Genomic DNA, 26312 nt, shown 5'->3' with positions numbered 1-26312 from the left:
ACAGCAAGCGCCCCGACGCCCAGCCCCTGCGCTTCACCACCGCCGAACTCGACGCCGCCGGCATCGACCCGGCCCGCTTCGGCATCCGCGTCTGACCTGAACGGGGCCCGGACCTCCCGGGCCCCGTCGACGGGACCAACTCATGCACCACCACGCCTACTTGTGGACCGGCCCCAAAGCCCGCTTCGACAACGAGGCCCTCCGACGGCCCCCGCACCCCCAGCCACCCCCACCCCCCACCGACCCCGCCGGAGAACGCCTCCTCCACCGCTACCGCGAAGTCGCCGCAGAGTTCCCCACCTCCGACCTCCCGCCCATCGAACCCGCCCACTGGCTCCTCAAACCCCCCTCCCTGATCCAAGGCACCTGGACCGACCCGGACCAGGCCGCCGCATGGCTCACCGGCCAACTCCACGCCTACGCACCCCGGTTCACCGCCGAACGGGACCGCACCCCGGCCCACCTCACCACCCTGACCGCCTCAACCCTCGTACGGCTGAGAGCCGGAAGCGACATCGCCCTCGGTTTCTATCTGGAGCGCCCGGCCTATCTCCACCTCGCCCTGGTCGCCTGTTCGCCGAACCGTTCGCGTCCCGAACTCCCGTGCCCTGCACCTCAGATGAGGTGAACCGTATGCGACGTCCGCGCATACGGCCTCGGCCCGTCCAGCACCGACGCGCGGAAAATGATGACCACGTACGGAAGAGCCCCTGGTCAGAGCCCGTTTTCCGGGCTAGCGTCCGGGCATGGCAGCCTTCGACCCCTGGGACCCGGCGTTCCTCGCCGACCCGTACCCCGCGTATGCCGACCTGCGTGAGCGGGGGCGCGTGATCCACTACGAGCGCACGGACCAGTGGCTCGTACCGCACCACGCGGACGTCTCGGCGCTGCTGCGGGACCGGCGGCTCGGACGTACCTACCTGCACCGGTACGAGCACGAGGACTTCGGCCGGACCCCGCCGCCCGCCGAGCACGAGCCGTTCCACACGCTCAACGACCACGGCATGCTGGACCTCGAACCGCCGGACCACACCCGCATCCGCCGGCTCGTCTCAAAAGCCTTCACCCCGCGTACGGTTGAGCAGCTCAAGCCGTATGTCACCAAGCTGGCGGGGGAGTTGGTCGACCGGCTCGTCGAGCGCGGTGGCGGAGACCTCCTCGCCGACATCGCCGAACCGCTCCCCGTCGCCGTCATCGCCGAGATGCTGGGCATTCCCGAGGCCGACCGCGCGCCGCTGCGCCCCTGGTCGGCGGCCATCTGCGGGATGTACGAGCTGAACCCGTCCGAGGAGACGGCCGCGGAGGCCGTCCGCGCCTCCGTCGAATTCTCCGACTACCTGCGGGAGTTGATCGCCGAGCGGCGCAACTCGCCCGGCGACGACCTGATGTCGGGCCTCATCGCCGCCCACGACGAGGGCGACCGCCTCACCGAGCAGGAGATGATCTCCACCGCCGTCCTGCTCCTCAACGCCGGCCACGAGGCGACCGTCAACGCCACGGTGAACGGCTGGAACGCCCTCTTCGACAACCCTGACCAACTGGCCGAGTTGAGAGCGGATCACTCCCTGATCCCGGGCACGGTCGAGGAGTTGATGCGCTACGACACCCCGCTCCAGCTCTTCGAGCGCTGGGTGCTGGACGACATCGAGATCGACGGCGTCACCGTCCCGCGAGGCGCCGAGGTCGCGCTCCTCTTCGGTTCCGCGAACCACGACCCGGCCGTGTTCGACCACCCCGAGCGCCTCGACCTGCGCCGTACGGACAACCCGCACATCTCCTTCAGCGCCGGCATCCACTACTGCATCGGCGCGCCCCTGGCCCGCATCGAGCTGGCGGCGTCCCTGACGGCCCTGCTGGAGAAGGCACCGGCCCTGAGCCGGGTGCGCGAGCCCCGCCGCAAACCCAACTTCGTCATCAGGGGGCTGGAGGGGCTGGACGTCGAGGTCTAGCGCCTCCTTCGCCTCAACAGCGTTGCCCACAACAGGAGTCCGGCGGCCGTCCCACCCAGGACGGCCAGCGGGAGTTCGGCGTACACGACGCTCCAGTCGGACATCGCCTCGAACCGGTGGAACCGGCCACGGGCGCCGACCGACCACAGCGCCAGCCCGGCTCCCGCTCCACCGACCGCCAGCAGACACCCCGCAGCGTCCCGCCCGTTGCCCGTCATGGGAACCAGGACGCGCACAACTCGCCACGAGTTCCCGGCAGAAGGGCGGTCCGCAGTCAGGTCACCAGATCACGGCGGCGCAGTCCCGCGAGCCCTCCGGCCGTCAACACCCCGGCCAGCGCCAGCAGTATCCCCACCGGCCCCCAACTCGTCGTACCGCCCGGCAACTTGGGCAGGTGTCCGAACGGGGAGAGATCCAGCACCAGTTGGGGAACGTCGAGGGCCGGTCCCACCCACCCGATGAGCAGTGCGGCCCCGGCGACACCCCAACTCGCCATCGCGAGCCGGGGAGTTGCCCCGACCAGCAGTACGGCGAGCCCGCCGATCACCCACACGCCGGCGAGCTGCACCAGGCACGCCCCCAGGATCGGCCCGAGCCGCTGCCCGTACCCGGCGCCGAATCCCAGCCCCGCGAGCAGCATGAGGACGGCGGACCCGCCGAAGGCGATCAGCAGATGACCGGCGGCCCACCGCACCCGGCCCACGGCGTTCGCGAGCACCGACTCGGCCCGCCCGGACGTCTCTTCACCGTGCAGCCGCAGCACCGAGGCGACGACGTACAGCGCGGCGACGAGCCCCACGAGTCCGGTCATCGACGCGAGGAAGGCGTCGGTGAGGCCGGACTGCCCGCCCATCCGCTCGAAGATCTCCCGCGTCCGCTCGTTGTCCCCGACGAGATCGGCGACTCCGTCGGTGAGACCGCCGAACACCACCCCGGTGAGGAAGAACCCGAGCCCCCACCCGAAGAGGCTCCCGCGGTGCAGCCGCCAGGCCAGGGCCAGGGCGGTGCCGAGGCCGCCGACGGCGGGCCCGGGGCGCGTCGGCAGGAAGCTCATACCCACGTCGCGCCGCCCCGCCAGCACGTACGCGAGCACACCCTGGACGGTCGCGGCCACCGCGAACAGCCCCAGCACCCACCAGCGTTCACCGGCGAACGGCCGCAGATTCTCCAGCCAGCCCAACGGCGAGGCCCAGGTCAGAAGTGACGAACCGTCAGCAGTGGCCGAGTCCCCGGCCGCCCGCAGCACGTACGCGAGACCGATCGCGGCAGCGGCCAACCCCCGTGCCAGACGGGCGCTTTCCGTCAGCTGCGCGACGACGGCGGTGAGCGTCGCGAACACCATCCCGACGCCCGCGAGGCCGAGCCCGAACGCCAGCGCACCCGATGCGCCCTGCCCGGCGAGCCCGGCCGTCACGAGCAGTCCGAGCGCGCCGCTCGCGACGGCCGACGCCAGCAGAGCCGCCGTGAGCGAGGCCCGCCGGCCCACCGCCCCGGCCGAGACGAGCTCCTGCCTGCCGGTCTCCTCCTCCTCGCGGGTGTGACGGACGACGACCAGGAGAGCGGCGGTGGCCGCGAGGGCGCCCGCGAAGACACCGACGCGCCAGGCCGTGAGGGCGCCGAGGGAGTCGCCGAAGAGCGGGCCGATCAGCGACCGGAAGGAGGAGTTCGTCTCCAACTGGACCAGCAGATGGTCGCGTTCGGCCTGCGTGGCGTACAGGTTCTTCAGCGTGTTCGGCATCGACAGGACGACCAGGGCGTTGACGGCCACCCAGAGCGGGATCAGCAGCCGGTCGCGGCGGAGCGCGAACCGCAGAAGTGTCCTGGTTCCGGCGAGAGTTGTCATCGGACACCCGCCTCCTGCTGCTGGTAGTGGCGCAGGAACAGCTCCTCCAGCGTGGGCGGGGTCGAGGTCAGCGAGCGCACGCCGGACTCGTTCAACAACCTGAGTACGGCGTCGAGTTCGCCGGTCTCGACCTGGAGGCGGACCCGGGTGCCCTGGACGTCGAGGTCGTGGACGCCGGGCAGGGCCGCCAACCCGGCGGGCGGGGCGGCGAGTTCGGCCCTGATGCTGGTGCGGGTGAGGTGGCGCAGTTCGGCGAGGGAACCGCTCTCCACGGTCCGGCCCTGCCGGATGATGCTCACGCGGTCGCACAACTCCTCGACCTCGCTGAGGATGTGGGAGGAGAGCAGCACCGTCCGGCCGCGTCCGCGCTCCTCGCGCACGCAGTCGCGGAACACCTCCTCCATCAGGGGGTCGAGCCCCGAGGTCGGTTCGTCGAGGATGAGCAGGTCCACGTCCGAGGCGAACGCGGCGACCAGGGCGACCTTCTGCCGGTTGCCCTTGGAGTAGGTGCGGCCCTTCTTCGTCGGGTCGAGTTCGAAGCGGTCGATCAGGTCGGCGCGGCGGCTCGGGTCGAGGCGTCCGCCGCGCAGCCGCCCGTACAGGTCGATGACCTCGCCGCCGGAGAGGTTGCGCCACAGGGTGACGTCGCCGGGGACGTACGCGATACGGCGGTGGACCTCCACCGCGTCCTGCCACGGGTCGTGGCCGAGGATGCGGGCGGTGCCGGAGTCGGCGCGCAGCAGGCCGAGCAGGACGCGGATGGCGGTGGACTTGCCGGCGCCGTTCGGGCCCAGGAAGCCGTGCACCTCGCCGGTCTCCACCCTGAGGTGGAGGCCGTCCAGGGCGTGGGTGCGTCCGAAGGACTTGTGCAGGCCGGAGACCTCGATGGCGGGGCCGGGCGCGGTCGCGGTGATTGCCGTCGTCATGCTTCAGAACGTACGCTTCTTTCAGAAATTTGTGAAGTTAGCGAAATCTCGGAAACATCCGAAGTCTCGGAAACCGCAGAAGCCCCGATAGGGTGGGAACATGGATGAATCAGCAGGTGAGCGTGACCCGGCCGCCGTCTCCAGGTTCGTCGAGTCCTTCGCGGCCCAGCTCCTCGAGGCCGGGATGCAGCGCATGCCGGCCCGGATCTTCGCCGCGCTCCTCTCCTCCGACGCGGGCGTCCTCACCGCCGCCGAACTCGGCGAGCAGCTCCAGGTCAGCCCGGCCGCGGTGTCCGGCGGGGTGCGCAACCTCGCCCAGCAGCACATGGTCACGCGCGAGCGGGAGCCCGGCTCGCGGCGGGAGCGGTACCGGGTGCACAGCAACCAGTGGTACGAGGCGCTCACCAACCGCGAGTCCGTCATCCGCAGGTGGGAGGTGTCGCTGCGGGAGGGGGTGGACAGCCTCGGCGAAACCACCCCGGCGGGGCGCCGGTTGGCCGAGACGCTGGCGTTCTTCGAGTTCGTCGACGGGGAGGTCGCGGACATGATGGAGCGGTGGCGGATCCACCGGGACGAGAGGTTCGGCAACGCCTCGGAGGTGGCGGCGGGTTACTGAGACCGGTCGCCAGCGGTCAGCGTTCCTTCGTCTCCTCCAGCACCGTCCGGCCCAGCAGCGCGTACCGCTCGGGCGAGCGCCGCTTCAGGAACTGCGCGTAACCGATGCCCCCGAGCGCGACGCACGCCACCAGCCACGGCGTCGCCCTCAGCAGCAGCGAGTCCGACTCCGGCCCCGCCGCCACCCCCATGTTGGACACCAGGAGTACGACGACCGCGAGCATCGCCACGCCCCCGACGACCGGCGCGGTGAACGTCCGGAACCAGTGCCGGCTCTCGGGGTGGTGGGAGCGGAAGTAGACGAGGACGGCGAACGAGCAGACCGCCTGCACGACGAGGATCGCCATCGTGCCGAGGATCGCGAGCAGGACGTACGTACCGGTGTACGGGTCCTTCCCGGCCAGCCAGAACGCGCCGATGAGGGCGGCGGAGACGGCGGTCTGGACGAGGCCGGCGATGTGCGGGGAGCCGTGCCGGGGGTGGGTACGGCCCGTAGTCCTCTGGAGGTAGGGGACTACACCCTCGCGGCTGAGGGCGTACACGTAGCGCGCCGCGCAGTTGTGGAAGGCCATACCGCAGGCCAGCGAGCCGGTGATCATCAGCCACTGCATGACGACGACGGCCCAGTGGCCGACGTACCGCTCGGTGGGGTCGAAGAACAGGGCGAGCGGATCGGCGGTCGCGATCCTCACCGCGTCGCCCTCGCCGACGCCGCTGATCGCCATCCACGAGACGAAGACGTAGAAGACGCCAACTCCCAGCACGCTCACCATCGTTGCCTTCGGGATGATCCGCTTCGGGTCGCGGGACTCCTCCCCGTACATCGCCGTCGACTCGAAGCCGACCCACGACCAGAACGCGAAGAAGAGGCCGAGCCCGGCCGAGGTGCCCTGGAAGGCGTTCACCGGGTTCACGGGGTCGAGCGAGAGGCCGTCGGGGCCGCCGCCGTGCAGCAGGACGGAGACGGCCATCGCGGCGAGGACGGTCACCTCGGTCGCCAGCAGCACGACGAGCAGCTTCTCCGCGACGGACACCCCGAACCAGGTCCCCATCGCGTTGACCGCCAGCATCAGCACCGCGAACGCCCACCACGGGACGTGAACTCCCGTCTGGTCCTTGAGAGTCGACGTCGCGAACGAGGAGAAGATGCCGATCAGCGCCGGCTCGAACACGACGTACGCGAACGTCGCGAGGAGGCCCGAGGCGAGGCCGACGGTCCGGCCGAGGCCGTACGAGATGAACCCGTAGAACGCGCCCGTCGACGTGATGTGCCGCGCCATCGCCGTGAATCCGACGGAAAAGATTCCCAGTACGACCATTGCGACGAGGTAGCTCGCGGGGGCGCCGACGCCGTTGCCGGACGACACGATGAACGGCACGTTCCCCGTCATCGCGGTGATCGGCGCGGCCGTCGCGACGGCCATGAACACCACGCCCAACAACCCCACGGCATTGGGTTTCAGCCGGTGGACCCGCTCCGAACCGCCCGTCCCCGTCGCCGGTGCGACTCCCTCGTCCACTGCCATGGGGTGCCCCTCTCCCTGCCGGTAGCTGTGTCCGCTGTTTCGGCTCTCGGAGGAGAATGCTGTAGTCCGAATGAGTCGGGCAAGAGGCGTGCGACGTTAAATGTGCGTCAACCAGACCTTTAGACGGGCATCCGCCGCTCCAGGAACTCGGCCCGTTCCAGGAGCCGTTGGGCACGCGCCCGGCCGTCGAGCAGCGGAACCTGCACGTCCGTACGGCCGTTGAGGCGGTGCACCCCGCAGAGAACGCTTCCGGCACCGAACGGCGTGCGGCGTACGCCGAGGCCGGCCCTCCGTGAGGGGAGAGCCGGCCTCGTGTCGAACTGCCGTGTCAGATGAACGAGTTGATCTCGATCGTCTCGTCCCGGCCCGGGCCCACGCCGATCGCGGAGATCGGGGCGCCGGACATGTCCTCCAGCGCCTTCACGTACGCCTGCGCGTTCTTCGGGAGGTCGGCGAAGGTCTTGGCCTTCGTGATGTCCTCCGACCAGCCGGGCAGGGTCTCGTAGATGGGCTTCGCGTGGTGGAAGTCGGACTGGGAGTAGGGGAGTTCCTCGACGCGCTTGCCGTCGATCTCGTACGCGACGCAGACCGGGATCTGCTCCCAGCCGGTGAGGACGTCGAGCTTGGTGAGGAAGAAGTCGGTGAGGCCGTTGACGCGCGTCGCGTACCGCGCGATCACCGCGTCGAACCAGCCGCAGCGCCGGTCGCGGCCGGTGGTCACGCCCCGCTCGCCGCCGATGCGGCGCAGCGCCTCGCCGTCCGCGTCGAACAGCTCGGTCGGGAACGGACCGGCACCCACCCGGGTGGTGTAAGCCTTGAGGATGCCGATGACCCGGCTGATCTTCGTCGGCCCGACACCGGCACCGGTGCAGGCGCCGCCCGCGGTCGGGTTGGACGAGGTGACGAAGGGGTACGTGCCGTGGTCGATGTCCAGCAGCGTGCCCTGGCCGCCCTCGAAGAGGACCACCTTGTCGTCCTCAAGGGCCTGGTTCAGCACCAGGACCGTGTCGGCGACGTACGGCGCCAGCTTGTCGGCGTACGCCAGAAGTTCCTCAACCACCTGAGCTACCGAGATAGCTCTCCGGTTGTACAACTTGGTGAGGATCTGGTTCTTGACGTCGAGCGCCGCCTCGACCTTCTGGGTCAGGATCGACTCGTCGTACAGGTCCTGCACCCGGATGCCCACGCGGTTGATCTTGTCCGCGTACGTCGGGCCGATGCCGCGACCGGTCGTACCGATCTTCCGCTTGCCGAGGAAGCGTTCCGTCACCTTGTCGACGGTGACGTTGTACGGCGTGATGATGTGAGCGTTGCCGCTGATCAGGAGCTTGGACGTGTCGACGCCGCGCTCGTTCAGACCGCTCAGCTCGGAGAGCAGGACCGACGGGTCGACGACGACGCCGTTGCCGATGACCGGCGTACAGCCGGGGGAGAGGATTCCGGAAGGGAGGAGGTGCAGGGCGTACTTCTGATCGCCCACGACCACCGTGTGGCCGGCGTTGTTACCACCCTGGTAACGGACCACGTAGTCGACGGAGCCGCCGAGCAGGTCCGTCGCCTTTCCCTTGCCTTCGTCACCCCACTGAGCACCGAGCAGCACAAGTGCGGGCACGCGCGTACACCCCTTCCGGGCGGGGCAGACCCAAGGTCAGGGGCGTACGCGGCACGGCCCTGTGCCTCGTACCCCGACGACCGCACTGCGGCCGCCGGCAGCCGTCGTACGGCCGTACCCGTCGGACCCGGATGCCCCGGAATAGACGAAGCCCCTGGCGCAATAGCGCAAGGGGCTCTTGCACAAAGATGCTACCCGAGGAAGCGAGGCAGGACCGAGGTGGCGACTTTCGCGACTTCCGATTTCGCGGCGTCCGATCAACTGCTGGTGGTCATCGACCCGGTAGCCCGGAAGACCGACGGTGAATCCGTGCGCATCGTGAAAGATGTCCTGAGCGCCGGGGCGGCGACGAAGGTCTGCCTTCCCGACGATCATGAGGAATTCGCCCGCGCGCTGGTGCGCAGGGGGGCCCGTAGACCTGTGGTGGTAGGGGACGACCTGGCTCTCGTGCGCGCGGTGTCCCTGCTGCACCGGCGCCGGGAGCTGGACGCGTGTGTACTGTCCGTCGTACCGGTGGGGGGTGCGGTGGCCGTCGCGCGGGCCCTCGGGGTGCCGACCGACACCGTCGCCGCGGCGCGGGCCGTGCTCGACGGGGTGGAGCGGCGGGTGGACGTGCTGGTGGACGAGAGCGACGGGGTGGTGCTGGGGGTCCTGCGGATCCCGCCGGGGGAGGGGGGTGGTGGTACGCCGGGAGTAGGGCAGGGGCCGTGGGGCCGGGGTACGACGGGGTCTACGGGTACTACGGCGGCCCCGGACGGCCTCTCCGGTGCCCGGCGCTGGCGTCGTACCTGTAGCTCCCTGGTACGGGCCCTGGTCCCCCACCGGGAGGGTCCCGCCCCCTCGCCGCCCGGGCCCTTCCGGCTGCGCGTCGAGGTCGACGGCAAGGTCCTCGTCGGCCTCGACCAGCCGCTGGAGGCGGTCTCCGTGACCCCGGGCGCCTCGGGCGCGGCGCTGGTCGAGGTGCGGCCCGTGTCCGTGGGGGCGGAGGCGTCGCCGCTGGTCGCACAGGGGGGCGTGGTGACCGTGTCGGGGGGCGACTTCCTGTACGGCGCCGACGCGGGGGTGGCGGGGCCGGTGCGGACGCGGACGTGGCGGGTGCGGGAGGGGGCGCTGGGGGTGGTCGTACCTGGGGCGTAGCGGGGGACGACTCAGGTACGGCGGAAGCCTGCGGTGTCGAGTTCGCAGTCGAAGGGGGCGGGGATGTGGAGTTTCTCCCCGAAGGGCTTCGTACAGCGCGACTGGTACCCCTTGGGCCAGGGCATCCAGAAGACGGTGGCCTCCTCCTCCGGCATGTCGAGAAGGAGGTACACCGGCACTCCGGTCGCGTGGACGTCGGGGCCGTACGCGCGCCGGTCTCCCGGGAAGACGTACAGGGCCGGGGACGTGGTGAGGAGATGGCTCTCGGGGAGATGCGGTTCCAACTGTTCGCAGATGGTCTGCGCGATCTTGACGTAATACCCCTTCGGCCACGGCGACAAGGTGATGCTCCCCTGGACGATCTCGGCCCGGTAGCCGGGTACGTCCAACCCGTCGAGGGTCGTCAGGAACGCCTCGAAGTCGTGCGGCTCGATGTCGCTCGTCGTCGCTCGCACTGTCATCGGCACCACGATGCGCCCCTCCCGCCCTGCCCACACAGACCAGTCACCACTCAGAGTATCCGGCCAATTACGCCCCCGTATCCCATCCTTGACCCGCCCATGGCCATCTCCTGGTTCCGCCTCGAACTCAAGGGCCGCAAGCATCTACGCGGGTAGTCATACCCGTACCCCCTCGCGCGCTCCAGGAGCCCCCTCATGTCCAAGTCCCCTTGGAACCGACGTCAGTTCATGCAGAAGTCGGCCGTCACCGGTGCCGCGGTCGCCGCCGCGAGCGCGGTGGGCGCACCGGCCGCGCAGGCGGCGCAGCCCGAGAAGTGCCGGACGAAGAAATGGTCGTTCTCGATTCTCGGCACGACGGACCTGCACAGCCACGTATTCGACTGGGACTACTACAAGGATGCCGCGTACAGCGACAGCAAGGGAAATTCCGTAGGGGTGGCCCGGGTGGCCACCCTCATCAAGGAGCAGCGGAAAGCGAAAGGCGAGGAGAGAGTTCTCCTCGTCGACGCGGGTGACATCATCCAGGGAACATCGCTCGCCTATTATTTCGCCCGTGTCGCGCCGATCACCGAGAAGGGCGGCCCGAAGCACCCGATGGCCGTCGCGATGAACCACATGCGGTACGACGCCGCCGCGCTCGGCAACCACGAGTTCAACTACGGAATCGACACCCTGCGCAAGTTCGAGAAGCAGTGCCGTTTCCCGCTGCTCGGCGCGAACGCGCTCGACGCGAAGACCCTCAAGCCCGCTTTCCAGCCGTACGCGGTGAAGCGCATCCGCGTCCCCGGCGCCCCGGACATCAAGGTCGGCATTCTCGGTCTGACGAATCCCGGAATCGCCCTGTGGGACAAGGACAACGTCAGCGGGAAAATGGTGTTCCCCGGCCTGGTGGAGCAGGCGAAGAAATTCGTGCCCCGGCTGCGCGCCCTCGGCTGCGACGTCGTCTTCCTGACCGACCACTCCGGTCTGGACGGCTCGTCGTCGTACGGCGACGAGCTGCCGTACGTGGAGAACGCCTCCAACCTGGTCGCCCAGCAGGTGCCCGGCATCGACGCGATCCTCGTCGGCCACACGCACGTCGAGGTGCCGTCGTACACCGTGAAGAACGAGGAGACCGGCGAGGACGTCCTCCTCTCGGAACCCTATTGCTGGGGATACCGGCTCAGCGTCTTCGACTTCGAGGTCGAGTTGGTGCGCGGACAGTGGAAGGTCGCGAAGAAGACCGCCACCACGCTCGACCCGAAGAACGTCGAGGAGGACCCGGAGATCAGGAAACTCCTCGAAGCGGACCACGAATTGGTCGTGAAGTACGTCAACACCGCGGTGGGAACCTGCACCGCCGACCTCTCGGCCGCCGATTCCTGCTGGAAGGACGTCCCGATCATGGACTTCATCCACCAGGTCCAGATCGACAGCGTGAAAGCGGGACTTTCCGCCGCGGATGCCGCGCTCCCGCTGATTTCCGTCGCCGCGCCTTTCAGCCGCACCGCCGACATTCCGCAGGGCTCGGTCACCATCAAGGACATCGCCGGGCTCTACATCTACGACAACACCCTGTACGGGAAGAAGCTCACCGGCGCACAGCTCAAGGACTACCTGGAGTACGCGGCGAAGTACTACCACCAGGTGCCGAGCGGGACGAAGGTGGACACCGCTGCCCTCACCAACGCCAACAGCTTCTGGGACTACATGTACGACACGGCGGCCGGCGTGGACTACGAGATCGACATCGCGCAGCCGGAGGGGTCCCGGATCAAGAACCTCTCGTACGCGGGGAAGCCGGTCGCCGACGACCAGGTGTTCGTCGTCGCGGTCAACAACTACCGGGCGAACGGCGGTTCCGGGTACCCGCATATCGCCGCCGCCGAGATCGCGTACAGCTCCACGAACGAGATCCGGCAGCTGATGATCGACTATGTGACCACGAAGAAGACGCTGGACCCGGCGGACTTCGCGGACGTCAACTGGAAGCTGACGCAGGGCGGGACGCCGGTGTTCTGAGCCGTACCGGAGAGCTACCTCTCAGGTAGGGGGCCGTCCGGACGGGCGGCTCCCCGTGCCCTCTCGACCTCACAAATAAACCTTTTCGGGCATATAATACTTCTGACCGAGAAGGTGAGTGTCATGCGTGTACTTCTCAAGGCGTCACTCGACACCGAACGGGCCAACGAGGCGATCCGCACCGGCAAGATGCCCCAGCTGATGGAGGAGGCGCTCGGTCAACTCGACCCGGAGGCCGCCTACTTCACCCTCGACCACGGCCGCCGCACGGCCTACCTCGTCCTCGACATCCAGGACAGCTCCGAGATGCCGAAGATCGGCGAGTCCTTCTTCCTCGACTTCGGCGCCGAGATCGACGTGACCCCCGTCATGAACCGGGAGGACCTCGCGAGGGGCCTCTCCCAGCTCACGTGACCCCGCTCAACTGAACACGATCATCGACCCCTGCGCCAGGCTCCGCGTCGCCGCCGCGTGCAGCCCCAGCCACACGTGCCGCTCGCGGGCGAAAGGGCTGGGATCGTACGGCGCCGGTCCGGCGGGCTCCTCCAACTCCGTCGGCGCGGACGGGGGTTGCGGCGGCGCCGGCGGGTTGGCCGGATCGATGCCGATCGCGGGGGCGACGTACTCCAGCTCCCGCAGCAGCGCCTGCGAGGAGCCCAACGGGCCGCCCCCGGCGAGGAGTTCGTCGTTGGACAGCGGCGCCGGGAAGTCCACCGGCACGTACGCGCCCGCGTGGTCGTAGTGCCACACCAGGTGCGACTGCTGCGCGGTCCCCTCGAACATCTCCAGCAACTGCTCGTAGTCCCCGCCGAGTTCACCGACCGGCGTCACCGGGAGACCGCACACCTGCAACAGGTAGACGCGCCGCAGGAAATGCAGCGCGTCGTAGTCGAACCCCGCCACCGGCGCGACCTCTCCGGACAGGCCCGGCATGTACTGGTACACCGGCACCGGCGGGAGCCCGCTCTCGGCGAGCACGTTGTTGTACTGCGCGAGTTCGTCCGCGAACGGGTTGTCGGGGGTGTGGCACAACACGTCCACGAGCGGTACCAGCCACAGGTCACAGGCCAAAGAAGTACTCCTCTTCCGAAGTCACCCAGCGCACTCGTCCGGTCAGGGAAGGGTAGTCGCTGCCGCTTCCGTCAGCTCCCCTCGTGCAGGTCCCATACCCATACGCCGCCCACCCGCTCACCGGGCCGCCCCACCAGCTTCTCCACGGTCTCACGCAGCTGCTCGGCGTACCTCCCTGGGGGTACGACCAGCGCCCCCGCCCGCCACCCGGCGAGATCGGCCCGTGCCTGCCGCCGCGCCGCCGCGTCCACCACAGGTACTACACCGCTTACGCGGACGTCGGAGAACAGCGCCGAGGTGAAGTTCAGCGGAACCCCGTACACCCCGGTCCGGTCCCCGTCGCCGTACGGCCCGTTGAAGTACCCGCCCGGCATCCGGAAGCCCAGCCCCGCGACGACCTGCCAGCGCAGCGCCCCGGCGTCCTGCGGGTCCGCCAGGGGTACGGGTACGAGGGTCTCTCCGCCCCGTACGTACGCCTTCCAGGCGCCGTCCGTGAAGAACGCGGGTACGGCGGCCCGGGGTTCGGACTTGAGGGGTGCCGGGACCAGCGGCAGCAGCGCGACGCAGACCGCCGCGAGCCCGGCGTACCGCTCCCGGCGGGGCCGCCGGGCCAGCCGCTCGACGGTGATCGCGACCAGCATCCCGAGGACGGGCGCGCAGACCATCGCCACCCGCCCCTCGATCACGGAGTCGAGCAGCGGGAGCCGCCCGAACAGCGCCCAGGGACCAGGGAGGACCACATCCGTGAGAGGTACGCCGATCCGGGGACCGAGGGACAGCAGCGCGGCGACGGACGCGGTGGCCCCCAGGACCCGTACCACCGGAGTACTACGCCACAGCAGCACCGTGACCGCGAGCGCCAGCAGCACCAGCGGAAAGCCGTAGAAGGCGTTCTGCTCGGTCGGGTTGAGGGAGAGCGCGTCGGCCCGCGTCGCGTCCCCGGCGAGCAGCGACCGCTCGGCGAACGACAGCAGCGCGAGCGGGCTGTTGCCGGCGTTCGTGCCGTGGTCGATCCCCGTGTAGCTCTGCGGCCCGTGGAACTGCCACAGCAGCGGGTAGCAGACGAGCGGCAGGCACACCGACGCCGCGACCGCGAGCCCCCGCAGCAGCCCCGGCGCCGCCCGCCGCGCGACGTCCGGCCGTACGACGGCGTACCCGACGGCGAAGACGGTCATCCCCAACGCGGCGAGCAGCAGGGCCTCTTCGCCCAGGAGGCACTGGTACGCCGCCATCAGGCCGAGCGCTATGGCGTTCCGCGTCGGCCGGGTGCCCGCGCACAGCCGCAGAGCGCGTTCGATGATCGGCGGGATCATGAACAGGACGACGAAGTTGGGGTGCGCGTTGGCGTGGCTCACCATCGGCGGCGCGAACGCGGCGAGGGCCGCGCCGAGGAACGCGGCCGGTCGGTGGCGCACAACTCGCTCGACCAGCAGGCGGTACCAGGCGATCGCCGTGGCCGCGAGGCCCAGCGTCATGCAGAGGCTGAGCGCAACCGCCGGGCCCAGCAGGAGAGTTACCGGGGTCAGGGGCACCGACAGGCCCAACATGACGGTGTTCGCCATGAGGTTGACGCCGTCGGGGTAGCCCTGGAGGTCGGTGAAGAGGGGGTTGCGCAGGTGCGCGACGTTGTCCGCCGTCACCGAGAAGAACCACTCCCACTGGTTCTGGTCCTGGAGGGAGTCGGTGAGGTAGCGGCCGTCCGGGTCGAAGAGGCGGCCGGAGTACAGGATCACCGAGAACGCGAGGAACAGCAGCGCGGTCAGGACGCCGGAGCGGTTCAGGCGTATCAGGTCGGCGAGGAAGCGCGGGTAGTCCAACGGGCGGAGTTTCGAACCCGGTTGGTGGGCCCAGCGCACCGGGACCTCGGTGACCGTACGGCCGTCTCGGCGCAGCCGGCGCAGGACCTCGACGTCGGTCGCCCAGCCGTCGAGGCGGGAGCCGGCGTACGCGTCGCGGGCGGCCTCGCCGTCGTACAGCTTGAAGCCGCACTGGGTGTCGCGGATGCCGGGGAGGGTGGTGCGGCGGATGAGGAAGTTGCCCGCGCTGCCCAGGAGTTGACGCAGCCGGTCGGGGCGGGCCTCGACCGTGGCACCGGGTGCGGAGCGGGAGGCTATCGCCGCGCCGCCGTCCGTCAGTTCCTTCTCCAGGTGCTCCAACTCCTCGACGGGAGTGGCGAGATCGGCGTCCGTGACGAGGACGCGGCGGCCCCGGGAGGCGGCGACCCCGAGCCGGAGGGCGTGCCCTTTGCCCTTGTTCTGGGGGGAGTTGAGGAGACGGACGCGGGGATCGGCCGCCGCGCGCTCGGTGACGAGGGCGGCGGTGGCGTCGGTCGAGCCGTCGTCGACGACGATCAACTCCCAGGAACGGGAGGGGGGCCGGTCGAGGTGGGCGGTGACGGCGTCGAGGGTGGGGGCGAGGCGGTGCTCCTCGTTGTAGGCGGGGACGACGACGGAGAGGTCGACGTTTTCTGTAACCGTTTTCTCACCCGTTTCCGTCCGGCTCATCCGGCGGTGGCCAGTCGCTCGATCAGCGCCACCGAGTCCCTGTTGTACGCGTCGAGGAGCGCCCGCGCCGTGGCCGTGTCGTGGCCGGCGAGGGCGTCGATGAGGTCGGTGTGGCGGGCCCAGAGGTGGCCGCGCAGATCGGTGAGGCGGCGCAGGTGCTGGACGGCGCACACCCAGGACTGCACGCGCAGCCGGTTGAGGAAGTCCGCGAGGTAGGGGTTGCCGAAGAGGATGCTCAGCTCCCGCCAGAACCGCAGGTCGTACCCGATGAGTACCGTGAGGTCACCCGCCGCGGCGGCCCGCTGCGCCTCCTCACCCCTGCGGCGTACCCCGGCGATCGCCGCGGCCACCCCCGGGTCCCCCGGATCGCGCAGCTTGTCCCGGTCCCTCTCGGCGGCCAGGAACATGCCCCCCATCACGAGTGCGCGGGCCTCGACCATCTCCCGGTAGTCCGCCGCCGAGTACTCGTGGACCCGGAACCCCCGGTGCTGGTCGGCCTCCAGCAGCCCCTGCGCGGAGAGGTCCACGAGCGCCTCGCGGACCGGGGTCGCGGAGACCCCGTACTGTTCGGCGATCTCCTTGACCGTGAACTCCTGGCCCGGCTGGAGCCGGCCCCCCAGCACCTCGTCGCGAAGGGCCTCGGCGATCTGCTGCCGCAGAGTGCTGCGGGTCACGGCGCCGTTGCCACTGCCGGCGGACATGGTCGGGGGCCTCCTTCGTCCTTCGTCACGTTCGACGCGCGGCCGGCCGGCGGGGTGTCGCCGGAGCCCGTGGGGTGACGTACTCGCCTATACCTACGAGCACGCCACCTTACGCGTTCGAATCGCAAGAAGGCCTAATCGCGCGATACCCCCTCAGGGGTACCCCGCTACGACCCCAGGACTACGCGGAGTGCCCGGCCGAGTACCCGGTCGTGTGCTCGTCGGCCACGGAGAGTGCCGCGTCCAGCGCGGCGAAGCCCTCCTTCAGTTCCTCCTCGGTGACGTTGCACGGCGGGACGACGTGGGTGCGGTTCATGTTGACGAAGGGCCACAGGCCGTTCTTCTTCGCGGCGGCGGCGAAGGCGGCCATCGGCGCGTTCGCCTCGCCGGCCGCGTTGTACGGCACCAGCGGCTCGCGCGTCTCCTGGTCCTTCACCAGCTCCAGCGCCCAGAACATGCCGGCCCCGCGGACCTCGCCGACGCTCGGGTGCCGCGCGGCCAGCTCCCGCAGCGCCGGGCCCACGACGTCCGCGCCGAGCCGCTTCGCGTTCTCGACGACGCCCTCCTCGGCCATCACGTTGATCGTCGCGACCGCCGCCGCACACGCCAGAGGGTGACCCGAGTACGTCAGACCTCCGGGGTACGGCCGCTTGGCGAACGTCTCCGCGATCTCCCCCGAGATGGCCACGCCCCCGAGCGGGACGTACCCCGAGTTGACGCCCTTCGCGAAGGTCATCAGGTCCGGTACGACGCCGAAGAGGTCGGCGGCGAACCACTCGCCGGTCCGCCCGAACCCGGCCATGACCTCGTCCAGGATGAAGACGATGCCGTACTTGTCGCACAGCTCCCTCACTCCCGAGAGGTAGCCCGGAGGGGGGACCATGATGCCGGCGGTGCCGGGGATCGTCTCCAGGATCAGGGCGGCGATCGTCGCCGGGCCCTCGAAGGCGATCGTCGTCTCCAGGTGCTCCAGGGCGCGCGCGGTCTCCTGTTCCTCGGTCTCCGCGTAGAACCGGGTGCGGTAGAGGTAGGGGGCCCAGAAGTGGACGACCCCGGCGGAGGCGCTGTCCGAGGCCCAGCGGCGGGGGTCCCCCGTGAGGTTGACGGCCTGCTGCGTACCCCCGTGGTACGAGCGGTACGCCGAGAGGACCTTGGTCCGGCCGGTGTGCACCCGCGCCATGCGGACGGCGTGCTCGACCGCGTCCGCGCCCGCGTTGGTGAAGAAGATCTTGTACAGGTCGCCGGGGGTCCGCTCGGCGATCAGCCGGGCCGCCTCCGAGCGGGCCTCGACCGCGAACGCCGGTGCGAACGTGGTGAGCCGGGCCGCCTGCTCCTGGATCGCCGCGACGACCTTCGGGTGTTGGTAGCCGATGTTCGTGAAGACGAGGCCGCTCGTGAAGTCGAGGTACCGGTTCCCGTCGTAGTCCCAGAAGTACGACCCCTGCGCGCCGGCCACGGCGAGCGGGTCGATGAGGTCCTGGGCGGACCAGGAGTGGAAGACGTGCGCACGGTCCGCCGCCTTCACTGCGGCGCCTGCCTGGGGGTCGGTCTCAAGGGTCATGGGAGTGAGCGTAAATGTCCGCGATGCGGAAAGGTATCGGCGTCCTGTGCTGTGGGGGTGAGGAATCCGCGACAGGTTGTCGGGGGTGAGGGGCGGGGAGGGGCCAGGAGCGGGGGTAGTACCCGCGTAGTACAGAGGTACTACCCGCGCGCCCGGTGCCGGACCTCGCTCAGTACTCCCAGACCCACCAGCCGGCCTTGAACCCGTCCGAGCCGTCCTTGTACCTACAGAAGTGGTAGAACCTCGTCCGCTCCGTCCAGAACGTGGCCCGCGCGGAACACTCCGCGGAGCTCGCGGTCCACTCCCTGGGGCCGCTCTTGAGGATCTTCGCGGTCGGCGCGGAGACGGTGGAGGAGGTGGCGGGAGTGGAGGAGGTGACCGCCGCCGCGCTCGTCGCCGCCGCTCCGCTCGCCACGACGGCCAGCAGAAGCCCGGCCGCCATTCGCCTGCGCATGTCCATGGACGCTCCTTGTGGGGGAGATCGGAAGGTCTCAGCGGGGCGTTCGCCATCCTTCTGATGCCGCGTCCGCATGGCAAGACTGTCGGGTGCATGACATTCTGCGGGTTCCCGCAGCGGGAGGGGTGCGTGAGTACTACCCGGGTACCCCGGTGCCCCCTGTTACGGAACCGTCGACCCCGCACCGTACGACTCCTCCTACCGCCCGATTATTCTCGGCCCGTTCACGTGTACGGGGGGAAGGCGGGCGGCGGCGATGGAGAAGCTGGGCGCGGGGGACCCGATGGGGATCTCGCCGGGGTTTCGGCTTCGGGGGCGGACCGGGGAGTACCGGCTGGTCGCGCGCCTCGGGGGCGGTGGCATGGGCCACGTCTACCTCGCGCGGTCGGACCGGGGCCGCACCGTCGCCGTGAAGCTGGTCCGCGCCGAACTCGCCGCGCGCGAGGAGTTCCGCCAGCGCTTCCGGCAGGAGGTCGCCGCCGCGCGCCGGGTCGGCGGCCCCTGGACCGCGCCCGTCCTGGACGCCGACACCGAGGCCGGGATGCCATGGGTGGCCACCGGGTACGTCGCGGGGCCGAGCCTCCAGCAGGTGGTCGGCCGCGACCACGGTCCGCTGCCCGAGCGGTCCGTCCGCATCCTCGCCGCCGGGCTCGCGCACGCGCTCCAGGACGTCCACGCGGCGGGCATCGTCCACCGCGACCTCAAACCGTCCAACGTGATGGTGACCATCGACGGCCCCCGGGTCATCGACTTCGGGATCGCCCGCGCGCTGGAGGGTGATACTCCAGAGCTAACTCTTACGGGGGTCATGATCGGGTCGCCCGGTTTCATGGCGCCCGAGCAGGTACGGGGTGACCGGATCACCCCCGCCTCCGACGTGTTCTGCCTCGGCTCCGTCCTCGCGTACGCGGCGACCGGGGCGCTGCCCTTCGGCAACGCCGACCACGGGATACCGGCGCTCATGTTCCGCATATCCGAGGACGAGCCCGACCTCACCGGCGTCCCCGAGGGCATCGCCGACCTGGTCCTCGCCTGCCTGCGCAAGGACCCCGCCGCCCGGCCCTCCCTGGACGCCGTCCTGGAGGGCATCGGCGCCGAGGACACCGTGTCCGGCGGACGCTCCCGCGACCCCTGGCTGCCGAGCGGCCTGGTCGCCCAACTCGGGCGGCATGCCGTCCAGTTGCTCGACATCGAAGGGCCCGGCGAGGGCGACGGCGAGACCGAGGCGGCGCCCGAGCACTCCGGCCCGCGCAGCACGGAGGGCGCCCGCGCGGCGGAGGGCACCCGCGGCACGGAAGGAGCCCGCGGCACGGAGGGCCTCCGAGGTGCGGAAGGCAGGGCGCAGGGGCCTGACGCGGACCGCCTCCCGCCCACCCGTCCGGCCGCCCACCCGCCCGGCCCGCCGTCGCCGTCCGCCGCGCTCGGCACCCCCGCGCCGGACCACCCCGCGTACGGCCGTCCCCAGCAGCACCCGCAGCCCGCGCCGGGCTACGGGCAGCCCCCGTACGGCAGCGGCCCCCCGTACCCCGGAAGTACTACGGGTGCTACGGGTACGACGTCCCCCACCACCCCCTACGGCCTGCCCCCGCACCTGCCCCCCACCGCGTACACCCCGTACGCCCCCCACCCCTACTCCCCGTACCCCCCGGAGGAGCCCGCCCCCCGCCGCAACAACCGCGCCACCGCCTTCCTGATAACCGTCGCCCTGGTCGTGGCCGTCGCGGCGGGCGCCTCCGTCTACGCGCTGCTGAACGGCGACGGCACCTCCCGGGCGAAGGACCCCGACCCCGCCCCGACGGCCACCGGCGCCGCCCCGGACACCGCAGGGCCCGCCCCGGAGCCCTCCGCCTCACAGTCCGCCGGGGGCGAAGGGGCCGTCCCCGCCTCCTACTTGGGCACCTGGAAGGCGACGATCGACACCACGAGCACCCGCGAACTCACCATCGCCCAGGGCGAACCGGGGACCGCGGCGCTCACCCTCGTCGCCGAAGGCCCCGGCTACCACTGCGAGTTCACGGCGACGCTGACCCGCGGCCCGGCCGGCGGCGTCGGCCCGCTGGCGTACGGCCCCTCCCGGGTCACCACCGGCCGCCCCCTCTCCTCCTGCACGCCGGGCGCGGCCACCGAGGTCGCGCTCCTGCCCGGCGGCGCCCTGGAACGGGTCAACACCTCCACCGGGGAGAAGCTGACTTACACCAAGGGGTGAACGTCCGGAGAACATAAGGGAGTTGGCCCGCTTTGTCCGGGCGCACGCCCCCCGCGCGCACGTACCGTGACCGCACGATCCGGGGATCGGCAGTGGCGGGGGAGCCCAGTGGAGTGGCTGAACGCGGAGAACGTGGTGGCCGTGGGCACGGCGATGCTCGGCATCGTCGCCTCCGGCGTGATGGTCTGGTACGAGCGCCGGGTGCCGCGCCGCAGGAGAGTCGGCTACCGCGTACAGATGGACAACCCCATTGGCGACGACGCCCGTTCGGGCCGCGCCAACCGGCGGCTCGGCCTCTTCGAGGAGACCCCGGGGATGACCGACGCGACGCTGGTCCTGCTGCGGATCGAGAACGACGGCTCGCAGGGCATCGACCGCGACGACTACACCTCGCCCGAAGTCCACGGCCTCACCGCTGTGTTCACCGACCGCACCGTCAAGGGCGTCACCGTCACCCAGCCGACCGACACCGACCACCTGATGGACCACTTCACCGAGGCGCGCGGCTTCGGCTACGACGGCCACACGCTGCGCATCCCGCGCGTCCCCCTCAACCGGGGCGACCACTACAAGCTCCTCGTCCTGCTCTCCGGCGGCGACGTCGGCAGCCCCATACGCCTGTACGGCGGCATACGTGAGGGTGAGGTCCACCCCAACCGCAGTGCTACGCCGGACGACGTACCCCCGCTGTTCAGCCGGGCCGCGCGGGCGATCTCGGTGATGCTGACGGTCTGCGTGGTGACGCTGGCCGCGATCGTCGTGGTCCGCGACGACACCCCGCCGCCCGTCGAGTGCGCGGAGGGAAAACTCACGGTCAGCGGCTCGACCGCCTTCGCGCCGGTCGTCCGGGACGTCGCCGACCGCTTCCAGCACGACTGCGAGGGCGCGACGATCGAGGTCGACGCGCACGGCTCGACCGCCGGGCTGCGCGACCTGATGTCGGCGGGCGGCAGACAGGGCTTCCCGTCGTTGATCGCCCTCTCCGACGGCCCCCGGCTCGCGGGCATGGACGCCCTCGGCGAGGACCGCGCGGCGCTCTCGGTCTTCGCGCTCGTCGTGAACGACGACGTGCCGCTCACGAACCTCTCCACCGACTCCGTACGGCGGATCTACCGCGGCGAGATCACCAACTGGCGCCAGGTCGGCGGCCCCGACCTGCCGGTGCGCATGGTCAGCCGGGACGCCAACTCCGGTACCCGGCAGGTCTTCCAGCGCCGCGTGCTGAACCGCAGCGAGACGGAGAACACCTCCTCCGACTGCGTGCGGCGCGACTACGCACCGCGCACGGGCCCGGTCCGCTGCGAACTCGACTCCACCGCCCAGGTGTTGGCGCAGATCCGGAGGACCTCCGGCGCGATCGGCTACAGCGAACTCAACGTCGCCGAACGCACGAAGGGCCTGCACCCCCTCAGGCTCGACGGCGACGCGCCCGACCTCAAGGCCATCGAACAGGGCACCAGCGCCTACCCGTACCGCGAGATCGAGTACGCCTACACGTACGGCAACCCGCCCGCCGGCTCCCTCGCCGCGAACTTCCTGACCTACCTCGTCCGGGGCTCGGGCCAGACGACGATCCGCTCCCACGGCCACCTGCCCTGCTGGAGCCCGCAGGGCCTGCAACTCTGCGCGGAGACCGGCCTGTCCGCCAACTCGCCCTGAACCAGGCCCTCTTGCCGCCCGTCGACGGTGTCCAGGAGCATCGACAGGACACCGCCCCAGGAGGAGCCATGCCCCCCACCCCCACCAGGCGCACCGTCCTCACCGCGACAGCGGCCACCGCCGCGACCCTCGGCACGACGGCCGCGGAGGCCGCCGCCACCGAAGCGACCGCCACCGGCCGGCCTGCGACCGCCCAACCCCCGAGCCGTGAACTCAGGTCCCTGCTCAAGGAGTTGGACCCCAACCGCATCGAGGAGACGATCCGCGCCCTCGTCTCCTTCGGCACCCGCCACACCCTGTCGACGCAGGACGACCCGGCCCGCGGCATCGGCGCCGCCCGCGACTGGATCCACGACCGGCTCCGGTCCTACGCCGCCGAGTCGGGCGGCCGGATGACGGTCGAGCTCCAGTCGTACGTCCAGGAACCGGCGGCCAGGATCCCCGTCCCCACCCGGATCACCAACGTCCTTGCCACGCTGCGGGGTTCGGTCACCCCCGAGCGTGTGCACGTCGTCTCCGGGCACTACGACTCGCGTGTCAGCGACGTCATGGACGCCGTGTCCGACGCGCCGGGCGCCGACGACGACGCGTCCGGCGTGGCCGTCGTGCTGGAGCTGGCGCGGGTGTTCGCGCGGCGCCGCCCGGCGGCCACGATCGTGTTCGCGGCGGTCGCCGGGGAGGAACAGGGACTGTACGGATCGGGTTACCTGGCGCGGCAGTTGAAGGGCGCCGGGGCGGACGTACGGGCGATGTTCACCAACGACATCGTGGGCAGCCCGACCGCCGACAACGGAAGCCGCGACCCGTACACGATCCGGCTCTTCGCGGAGGGTGTACCCACCTCCGAGACGCCCGCACAGGCCGCCGTGCGGCGCTCTGTGGGCGGTGAGAACGACTCGGACACCCGCCAACTCGCCAGATTCGTCAGGGACGTTGCCGACAACGACGCCACCGATATGCGCGTCCGGGTGATCTACCGCCGGGACCGCTATCTGCGCGGCGGCGACCACATCCCGTTCCTGGAGAACGGCTACCCCGCGCTCCGGTTCACCGAGCCCGCCGAGGACTTCGCCCACCAGCACCAGGACGTCCGCGTCGAGAACGGCCGGCAGTTCGGGGACCTGCCGGAGTTCTGCGACTTCGCCTACATCGCCCGCGTCGCGCGCGTGAACGCCGCCGCGCTGTGGACGCTCGCCCAGGCGCCGGGTGCGCCGCGCGGGACGCGGATCGTGACCTCGGCGCTCACCAACTCGACGCGCCTGGTGTGGAGTCGGGGCACCGAACCCGACCTCGCCGGCTACGAGGTGGTCTGGCGCGAGACGACGGCGCCCGAGTGGACGCACGTCGTCGAGGCCGGGGACGTGACGTCGTACGAGGTGGATCTGTCGAAGGACAACGTGTTCTTCGGGGTACGGGCCGTGAACCGGGCGGGGCTGCGCGGGCCGGTGGCGTTCCCTTCTCCCCAGTCGTAGCAGGGGAGTTGATCAACTGCCCTTCGCCAGACGGGCGTTGAGAGCCGCGAGCCGGTCCGGGGTGTCGTCCAGGAAGAGGAGGAGACGCGGGGCGGCGCTGTCGTCGCCCGCGGCCTCGGCCAACACGTCGAGCAGGACGGCGAGTTCGAGCTGCGGCGCGTCGGCGAGCAGGGCGCCCGCGTCCCGTACGACGACCGCCGTCGGCACGATGTCGCGCAGGCAGTCGGTGAACGCGTCCCAGTTGCGGCCGAAGTGGCCGGGGAAGCCGAGTGCGGCGCTCCACTCCGTGAACAGGTCCTGGCGGGTACGGCTGTGCGCGCCGCTCACCTCCTTCGCGGAGGCCGGTGCCTCGGCCAGGGGGCGGATCCAGTCGGTCGTGCGGGTCAACGGACGTACCTGTCTTTCGAGTTGAAGGGGGGCGCGGCCGACGCCGCGCCCCCGGGGCTGTCAGTACTTACCCAGCCAGGCGAACGTCTGGTAGTGGTCCCAGGTCGCGAAGACGTTCCCGGTCAGCGGGTTGCGGATGATGCGGCGCAGCCCGCGGTCCTGCGAACGCGTCGAGGTGTGCTCGTCGATGTCGTACTCGACGTAAGGAGCCGTACGGCCGTTGCCCGTCGAGAAGGCGCGCGACGGCGATTCGTGGCGGCCCTGCTGCTCGAACGAGGCGAGGTCGCCGCCGCGGTCGTTGAACGTGCCGCCGTAGTAGATGTTCCGCCAGGCGTGCGCGGTGCTGTCCCAGAAGTCGAACCAGCGTCCGCCCTGCGCCTGGCCGGGCCAGCCGTGCTGGTCCGCGTGGTTCAACCGGCCCACGCCCCAGGTGAAATGGGGATCGACCTGGTGGTTCGCCCAGAAGTCGGCGGCCCGTTCGGCGTCGTCCCACTGCTGGTTGGTGATGACCGGGGTGCCGCCGGGCGGGTTGTTGCACCACTGGCGGCAGGCGCCGGGCGGCGGCTGCGCGATCGCCGTACCGGCCGTGCCGCCGACGAGGGCGAGCAGGACGCCCGCGACGGTCAGGGCCCGGCGGCCACGCAGCCGGGGCTTCTTGCGGCGTTCCGCGTCAGGCGCGCACACCGGGGCAGGGGAAGTCGACACCTCGTGCTCCTCGATTCGTTCCGGGTTCCCGAGGCCGACGGCCCCGGTGCGGCACAAGGAACCAGCCCGGCGTGACAGCGGTCCGGCGGCCGGATCACAGCCGGGGGTCGGAAAAGACGGCCCGCTGTCACCGGAATGTGGGAGCGTTTCCACGTTTTGCCTGATCCTTAAGGCGAGGACATGGTCCGTTTACCCGGAACGGGTCAAAGTGGTGCTCTTCCTGTAAAGGTGGTCCAGACCACCGGAGGTGCGGAGAGGAGCGCGGCATGCGGTATGTCATACCCGCGCTGTCGGCGCTGCTCGTCCTCGGACTCGCGGGGTGCGGCACGGTCTCCGGCGGCGCGCGGGCCGAGGGCCCGGCACCGACCGCGATCCCCTGGACCGGCCCGGCCTACGTCGACGACGCGCGCTCGGTCCCCCGGCAGAGCCCCGACGTCGTGGACCTCACCGACACCACCACCCTGTACGGCCTGAAGTGGCGCGGCTGGGGCACGCCCCGCGCCGTCGCGACCGGCCTCGTCGTCGACTTCGCCTGCGTCTCCGGCTGCCCCCACGGCGATCCCCCCTCCTTCCCGGCCGGCCTCGTCCTCACCGGCCTGGTCAGACGCGAGTACGCCGCGTACTACAGCCACGCCGTCCTCACCCCGGACCACCCGCCCGCCCCCGACTGGGCCCTGGACGTAGGACCCGTACGCCTCAGGGTGCCCAAGGCGTGAGGCGGCGCAGGCGGCGTAATACCCCTAGCTCCTCCGACGTCCGTCATACCCGTAGCTCCCGAGGGCCACGAAGGAGAGGCCCTCTCCCTCCCCCCCACCCCTGGAGAGCCCCATGCACGAGGTCCTGCTCGTAGAGGACGACGCGTTGATCCGGGAGGCCACCCGCCTCGCCCTGGAGTCCAGCGGGTACGCCGTACGGACCGCCGCCGACGGCGCCACCGGCCTCGCCCTCTTCCGCGAGCACCGCCCCGACGTGGCCGTCCTGGACATCATGCTCCCCGGCCTGAACGGGGTCAGCCTGGCCGGCCGCATCCGCGACGAGTCCCGCGTACCGGTCCTGCTGATCTCCGCCCGCAACGACCCCGTCGACGTGGTGATGGGCCTGGAGGCCGGCGCCGACGACTACGTCACGAAACCCTTCGACGGACTGGTCCTCGCCGCCCGCATCCGCTGCCTCCTGCGCCGCGCCGCCCCCGCGGCCCCCCGCACCGCCCGCCTCACCTTCGGCGACCTCGAGTTCTGCCCTGTCTCCCTCACCGCCCACCGCCGCGGCGAGCCCCTCTCCCTCACCACCACCGAACTCCGCCTCCTCCAGGAGTTCACCTCCTCCCCCGGCACGGTCCTCACCCGCGACCTCCTCCTGGAGAGGGTCTGGGACTACGCCTGGACCGGCGACACCCGCGTCGTCGACGTCCACATCCGCCGCCTGCGCGCCAAGATCGGCCACGACCGCATCGAGACGGTCCGCGGCTTCGGCTACAAGCTGCGCCCCTGAAGTACTACGGCTCTACGACCTGGGGGAT

24 protein-coding genes and 1 pseudogene are annotated in these 26312 nt (G+C 70.7%); 12 read left to right on the top strand and 13 right to left on the bottom strand.

Annotation, left to right across the window (positions count from 1 at the left end):
• The 3 genes and pseudogenes from PV682_RS37740 to PV682_RS37730 form a co-directional block, all read left to right on the top strand.
• Window positions 1-95: pseudogene (locus PV682_RS37740) on the top strand (DUF397 domain-containing protein); the annotation flags it as partial.
• A gap of 47 nt (window positions 96-142) precedes the next feature.
• Entirely contained in the window at window positions 143-628 is a 486-nt protein-coding gene (locus tag PV682_RS37735; RefSeq protein ID WP_319736310.1) for a hypothetical protein, read from the top strand.
• A 118-nt stretch (window positions 629-746) separates the two neighbouring features.
• Complete coding sequence (locus PV682_RS37730; protein ID WP_319736309.1) at window positions 747-1949, top strand: cytochrome P450; 1203 nt, start codon at window positions 747-749, stop codon at window positions 1947-1949.
• Here the strand turns inward: PV682_RS37730 and PV682_RS37725 are convergent.
• From PV682_RS37725 to PV682_RS37715, 3 genes are read right to left on the bottom strand one after another with little or no spacing between them, the layout of a single operon-like run.
• A complete protein-coding gene (locus PV682_RS37725) occupies window positions 1946-2167 on the bottom strand; it encodes a hypothetical protein (RefSeq protein WP_319736308.1) in 222 nt (73 codons plus the stop codon). The genes PV682_RS37730 and PV682_RS37725 overlap by 4 nt on opposite strands.
• A gap of 56 nt (window positions 2168-2223) precedes the next feature.
• Window positions 2224-3792, bottom strand: a complete 1569-nt coding sequence (locus PV682_RS37720; protein WP_319736307.1) for an ABC transporter permease — start codon at window positions 3790-3792, stop codon at window positions 2224-2226.
• Window positions 3789-4718: an ABC transporter ATP-binding protein gene (locus PV682_RS37715; protein WP_319736306.1), complete on the bottom strand. Its 930-nt coding sequence runs from the start codon at window positions 4716-4718 to the stop codon at window positions 3789-3791. Before PV682_RS37715 ends, PV682_RS37720 begins: the two co-directional genes overlap by 4 nt.
• 100 nt (window positions 4719-4818) lie before the next feature.
• On the opposite strand from PV682_RS37715, the gene PV682_RS37710 reads away from it, so the two are divergent.
• Window positions 4819-5334 carry a GbsR/MarR family transcriptional regulator gene (locus PV682_RS37710; RefSeq protein ID WP_319736305.1) on the top strand — a complete coding sequence of 172 codons (516 nt, stop codon included), beginning with the start codon at window positions 4819-4821 and terminating at the stop codon, window positions 5332-5334.
• A gap of 16 nt (window positions 5335-5350) precedes the next feature.
• On the opposite strand, the gene PV682_RS37705 is transcribed toward PV682_RS37710, so the two are convergent.
• Together PV682_RS37705 and PV682_RS37700 are read right to left on the bottom strand one after the other, a co-directional pair.
• Window positions 5351-6859 (bottom strand): APC family permease, encoded by a 1509-nt coding sequence (locus PV682_RS37705; protein WP_319736304.1) that lies wholly within the window; start codon window positions 6857-6859, stop codon window positions 5351-5353.
• Window positions 6860-7187: 328 nt separating this feature from the next.
• Complete coding sequence (locus PV682_RS37700) at window positions 7188-8471, bottom strand: adenylosuccinate synthase (protein WP_055718521.1); 1284 nt, start codon at window positions 8469-8471, stop codon at window positions 7188-7190.
• 219 nt (window positions 8472-8690) lie between these two features.
• On the opposite strand from PV682_RS37700, the gene PV682_RS37695 reads away from it, so the two are divergent.
• Entirely contained in the window at window positions 8691-9608 is a 918-nt protein-coding gene (locus PV682_RS37695) for a diacylglycerol kinase family protein (RefSeq protein ID WP_319736300.1), read from the top strand.
• Between the two features lie 11 nt (window positions 9609-9619).
• Here PV682_RS37695 and PV682_RS37690 read toward each other — a convergent pair whose 3' ends face one another.
• The gene (locus PV682_RS37690) at window positions 9620-10069 is read right to left on the bottom strand and encodes a Uma2 family endonuclease (RefSeq protein WP_319736298.1); all 450 of its coding nucleotides are present in this window, start codon (window positions 10067-10069) and stop codon (window positions 9620-9622) included.
• 195 nt (window positions 10070-10264) lie between these two features.
• Here PV682_RS37690 and PV682_RS37685 point away from each other — a divergent pair, with 195 nt between their 5' ends.
• Both PV682_RS37685 and PV682_RS37680 read left to right on the top strand, forming a co-directional pair.
• Window positions 10265-12070 carry a bifunctional metallophosphatase/5'-nucleotidase gene (locus PV682_RS37685; protein WP_319736296.1) on the top strand — a complete coding sequence of 602 codons (1806 nt, stop codon included), beginning with the start codon at window positions 10265-10267 and terminating at the stop codon, window positions 12068-12070.
• 123 nt (window positions 12071-12193) lie between these two features.
• A complete protein-coding gene (locus PV682_RS37680) occupies window positions 12194-12484 on the top strand; it encodes a hypothetical protein (RefSeq protein ID WP_319736293.1) in 291 nt (96 codons plus the stop codon).
• A gap of 6 nt (window positions 12485-12490) precedes the next feature.
• On the opposite strand, the gene PV682_RS37675 is transcribed toward PV682_RS37680, so the two are convergent.
• The 5 genes from PV682_RS37675 to PV682_RS37655 form a co-directional block, all read right to left on the bottom strand.
• Window positions 12491-13141, bottom strand: a complete 651-nt coding sequence (locus PV682_RS37675; RefSeq protein ID WP_055723778.1) for a hypothetical protein — start codon at window positions 13139-13141, stop codon at window positions 12491-12493.
• Window positions 13142-13212: 71 nt separating this feature from the next.
• Window positions 13213-15645, bottom strand: coding sequence for a glycosyltransferase family 2 protein (locus PV682_RS37670; protein ID WP_319736290.1), 2433 nt, complete (start codon window positions 15643-15645; stop codon window positions 13213-13215).
• A complete protein-coding gene (locus PV682_RS37665; RefSeq protein ID WP_319736287.1) occupies window positions 15642-16346 on the bottom strand; it encodes a GntR family transcriptional regulator in 705 nt (234 codons plus the stop codon). The genes PV682_RS37670 and PV682_RS37665 overlap by 4 nt, the downstream gene beginning before the upstream one ends.
• Window positions 16347-16527: 181 nt before the next feature.
• A complete protein-coding gene (locus PV682_RS37660) occupies window positions 16528-17907 on the bottom strand; it encodes an aspartate aminotransferase family protein (protein WP_319736285.1) in 1380 nt (459 codons plus the stop codon).
• 169 nt (window positions 17908-18076) lie between these two features.
• The gene (locus PV682_RS37655; protein WP_319736283.1) at window positions 18077-18361 is read right to left on the bottom strand and encodes a hypothetical protein; all 285 of its coding nucleotides are present in this window, start codon (window positions 18359-18361) and stop codon (window positions 18077-18079) included.
• Window positions 18362-18620: 259 nt separating this feature from the next.
• On the opposite strand from PV682_RS37655, the gene PV682_RS37650 reads away from it, so the two are divergent.
• The 3 genes from PV682_RS37650 to PV682_RS37640 all read left to right on the top strand — a co-directional run bounded on the left by PV682_RS37650 (window position 18621) and on the right by PV682_RS37640 (window position 23701).
• Window positions 18621-20570, top strand: coding sequence for a serine/threonine-protein kinase (locus PV682_RS37650; RefSeq protein ID WP_319736282.1), 1950 nt, complete (start codon window positions 18621-18623; stop codon window positions 20568-20570).
• A gap of 108 nt (window positions 20571-20678) precedes the next feature.
• Window positions 20679-22229 (top strand): substrate-binding domain-containing protein, encoded by a 1551-nt coding sequence (locus PV682_RS37645; protein ID WP_319736280.1) that lies wholly within the window; start codon window positions 20679-20681, stop codon window positions 22227-22229.
• A gap of 68 nt (window positions 22230-22297) precedes the next feature.
• Window positions 22298-23701, top strand: a complete 1404-nt coding sequence (locus PV682_RS37640; protein WP_319736277.1) for a M20/M25/M40 family metallo-hydrolase — start codon at window positions 22298-22300, stop codon at window positions 23699-23701.
• 12 nt (window positions 23702-23713) lie between these two features.
• Here PV682_RS37640 and PV682_RS37635 read toward each other — a convergent pair whose 3' ends face one another.
• Together PV682_RS37635 and PV682_RS37630 are read right to left on the bottom strand one after the other, a co-directional pair.
• Window positions 23714-24088: a barstar family protein gene (locus PV682_RS37635; protein WP_319736274.1), complete on the bottom strand. Its 375-nt coding sequence runs from the start codon at window positions 24086-24088 to the stop codon at window positions 23714-23716.
• A gap of 60 nt (window positions 24089-24148) precedes the next feature.
• On the bottom strand, window positions 24149-24793 hold the full coding sequence (locus PV682_RS37630) for a ribonuclease domain-containing protein (protein ID WP_319736272.1): 645 nt from the start codon (window positions 24791-24793) through the stop codon (window positions 24149-24151).
• Window positions 24794-25059: 266 nt separating this feature from the next.
• Here PV682_RS37630 and PV682_RS37625 point away from each other — a divergent pair, with 266 nt between their 5' ends.
• Both PV682_RS37625 and PV682_RS37620 read left to right on the top strand, forming a co-directional pair.
• Window positions 25060-25509: a hypothetical protein gene (locus tag PV682_RS37625; RefSeq protein ID WP_319736269.1), complete on the top strand. Its 450-nt coding sequence runs from the start codon at window positions 25060-25062 to the stop codon at window positions 25507-25509.
• Window positions 25510-25621: 112 nt separating this feature from the next.
• Window positions 25622-26284 (top strand): response regulator transcription factor, encoded by a 663-nt coding sequence (locus PV682_RS37620; RefSeq protein ID WP_319736266.1) that lies wholly within the window; start codon window positions 25622-25624, stop codon window positions 26282-26284.
• The last annotated feature ends 28 nt before the right edge of the window (window positions 26285-26312 follow it).

The organism is Streptomyces niveiscabiei, assembly GCF_033794345.1.
Lineage (GTDB): Bacteria > Actinomycetota > Actinomycetes > Streptomycetales > Streptomycetaceae > Streptomyces > Streptomyces niveiscabiei.
The sequence above is the reverse complement of the archived record's forward strand: the minus strand, read 5'-3'. Positions and strand labels throughout refer to the sequence as shown.

Coding starts and splice junctions, on each gene's coding strand:
- PV682_RS37660 (WP_319736285.1), bottom strand. CDS start 17,907: ATGACCCTTGAGACCGACCCCCAGGCAGGCGCCGCAGTGAAGGCGGCG.
- PV682_RS37665 (WP_319736287.1), bottom strand. CDS start 16,346: ATGTCCGCCGGCAGTGGCAACGGCGCCGTGACCCGCAGCACTCTGCGG.
- PV682_RS37620 (WP_319736266.1), top strand. CDS start 25,622: ATGCACGAGGTCCTGCTCGTAGAGGACGACGCGTTGATCCGGGAGGCC.
- PV682_RS37725 (WP_319736308.1), bottom strand. CDS start 2,167: ATGACGGGCAACGGGCGGGACGCTGCGGGGTGTCTGCTGGCGGTCGGT.
- PV682_RS37640 (WP_319736277.1), top strand. CDS start 22,298: ATGCCCCCCACCCCCACCAGGCGCACCGTCCTCACCGCGACAGCGGCC.
- PV682_RS37655 (WP_319736283.1), bottom strand. CDS start 18,361: ATGCGCAGGCGAATGGCGGCCGGGCTTCTGCTGGCCGTCGTGGCGAGC.
- PV682_RS37670 (WP_319736290.1), bottom strand. CDS start 15,645: ATGAGCCGGACGGAAACGGGTGAGAAAACGGTTACAGAAAACGTCGAC.
- PV682_RS37685 (WP_319736296.1), top strand. CDS start 10,265: ATGTCCAAGTCCCCTTGGAACCGACGTCAGTTCATGCAGAAGTCGGCC.
- PV682_RS37690 (WP_319736298.1), bottom strand. CDS start 10,069: ATGACAGTGCGAGCGACGACGAGCGACATCGAGCCGCACGACTTCGAG.
- PV682_RS37680 (WP_319736293.1), top strand. CDS start 12,194: ATGCGTGTACTTCTCAAGGCGTCACTCGACACCGAACGGGCCAACGAG.
- PV682_RS37715 (WP_319736306.1), bottom strand. CDS start 4,718: ATGACGACGGCAATCACCGCGACCGCGCCCGGCCCCGCCATCGAGGTC.
- PV682_RS37710 (WP_319736305.1), top strand. CDS start 4,819: ATGGATGAATCAGCAGGTGAGCGTGACCCGGCCGCCGTCTCCAGGTTC.
- PV682_RS37650 (WP_319736282.1), top strand. CDS start 18,621: ATGGAGAAGCTGGGCGCGGGGGACCCGATGGGGATCTCGCCGGGGTTT.
- PV682_RS37720 (WP_319736307.1), bottom strand. CDS start 3,792: ATGACAACTCTCGCCGGAACCAGGACACTTCTGCGGTTCGCGCTCCGC.
- PV682_RS37735 (WP_319736310.1), top strand. CDS start 143: ATGCACCACCACGCCTACTTGTGGACCGGCCCCAAAGCCCGCTTCGAC.
- PV682_RS37705 (WP_319736304.1), bottom strand. CDS start 6,859: ATGGCAGTGGACGAGGGAGTCGCACCGGCGACGGGGACGGGCGGTTCG.
- PV682_RS37625 (WP_319736269.1), top strand. CDS start 25,060: ATGCGGTATGTCATACCCGCGCTGTCGGCGCTGCTCGTCCTCGGACTC.
- PV682_RS37730 (WP_319736309.1), top strand. CDS start 747: ATGGCAGCCTTCGACCCCTGGGACCCGGCGTTCCTCGCCGACCCGTAC.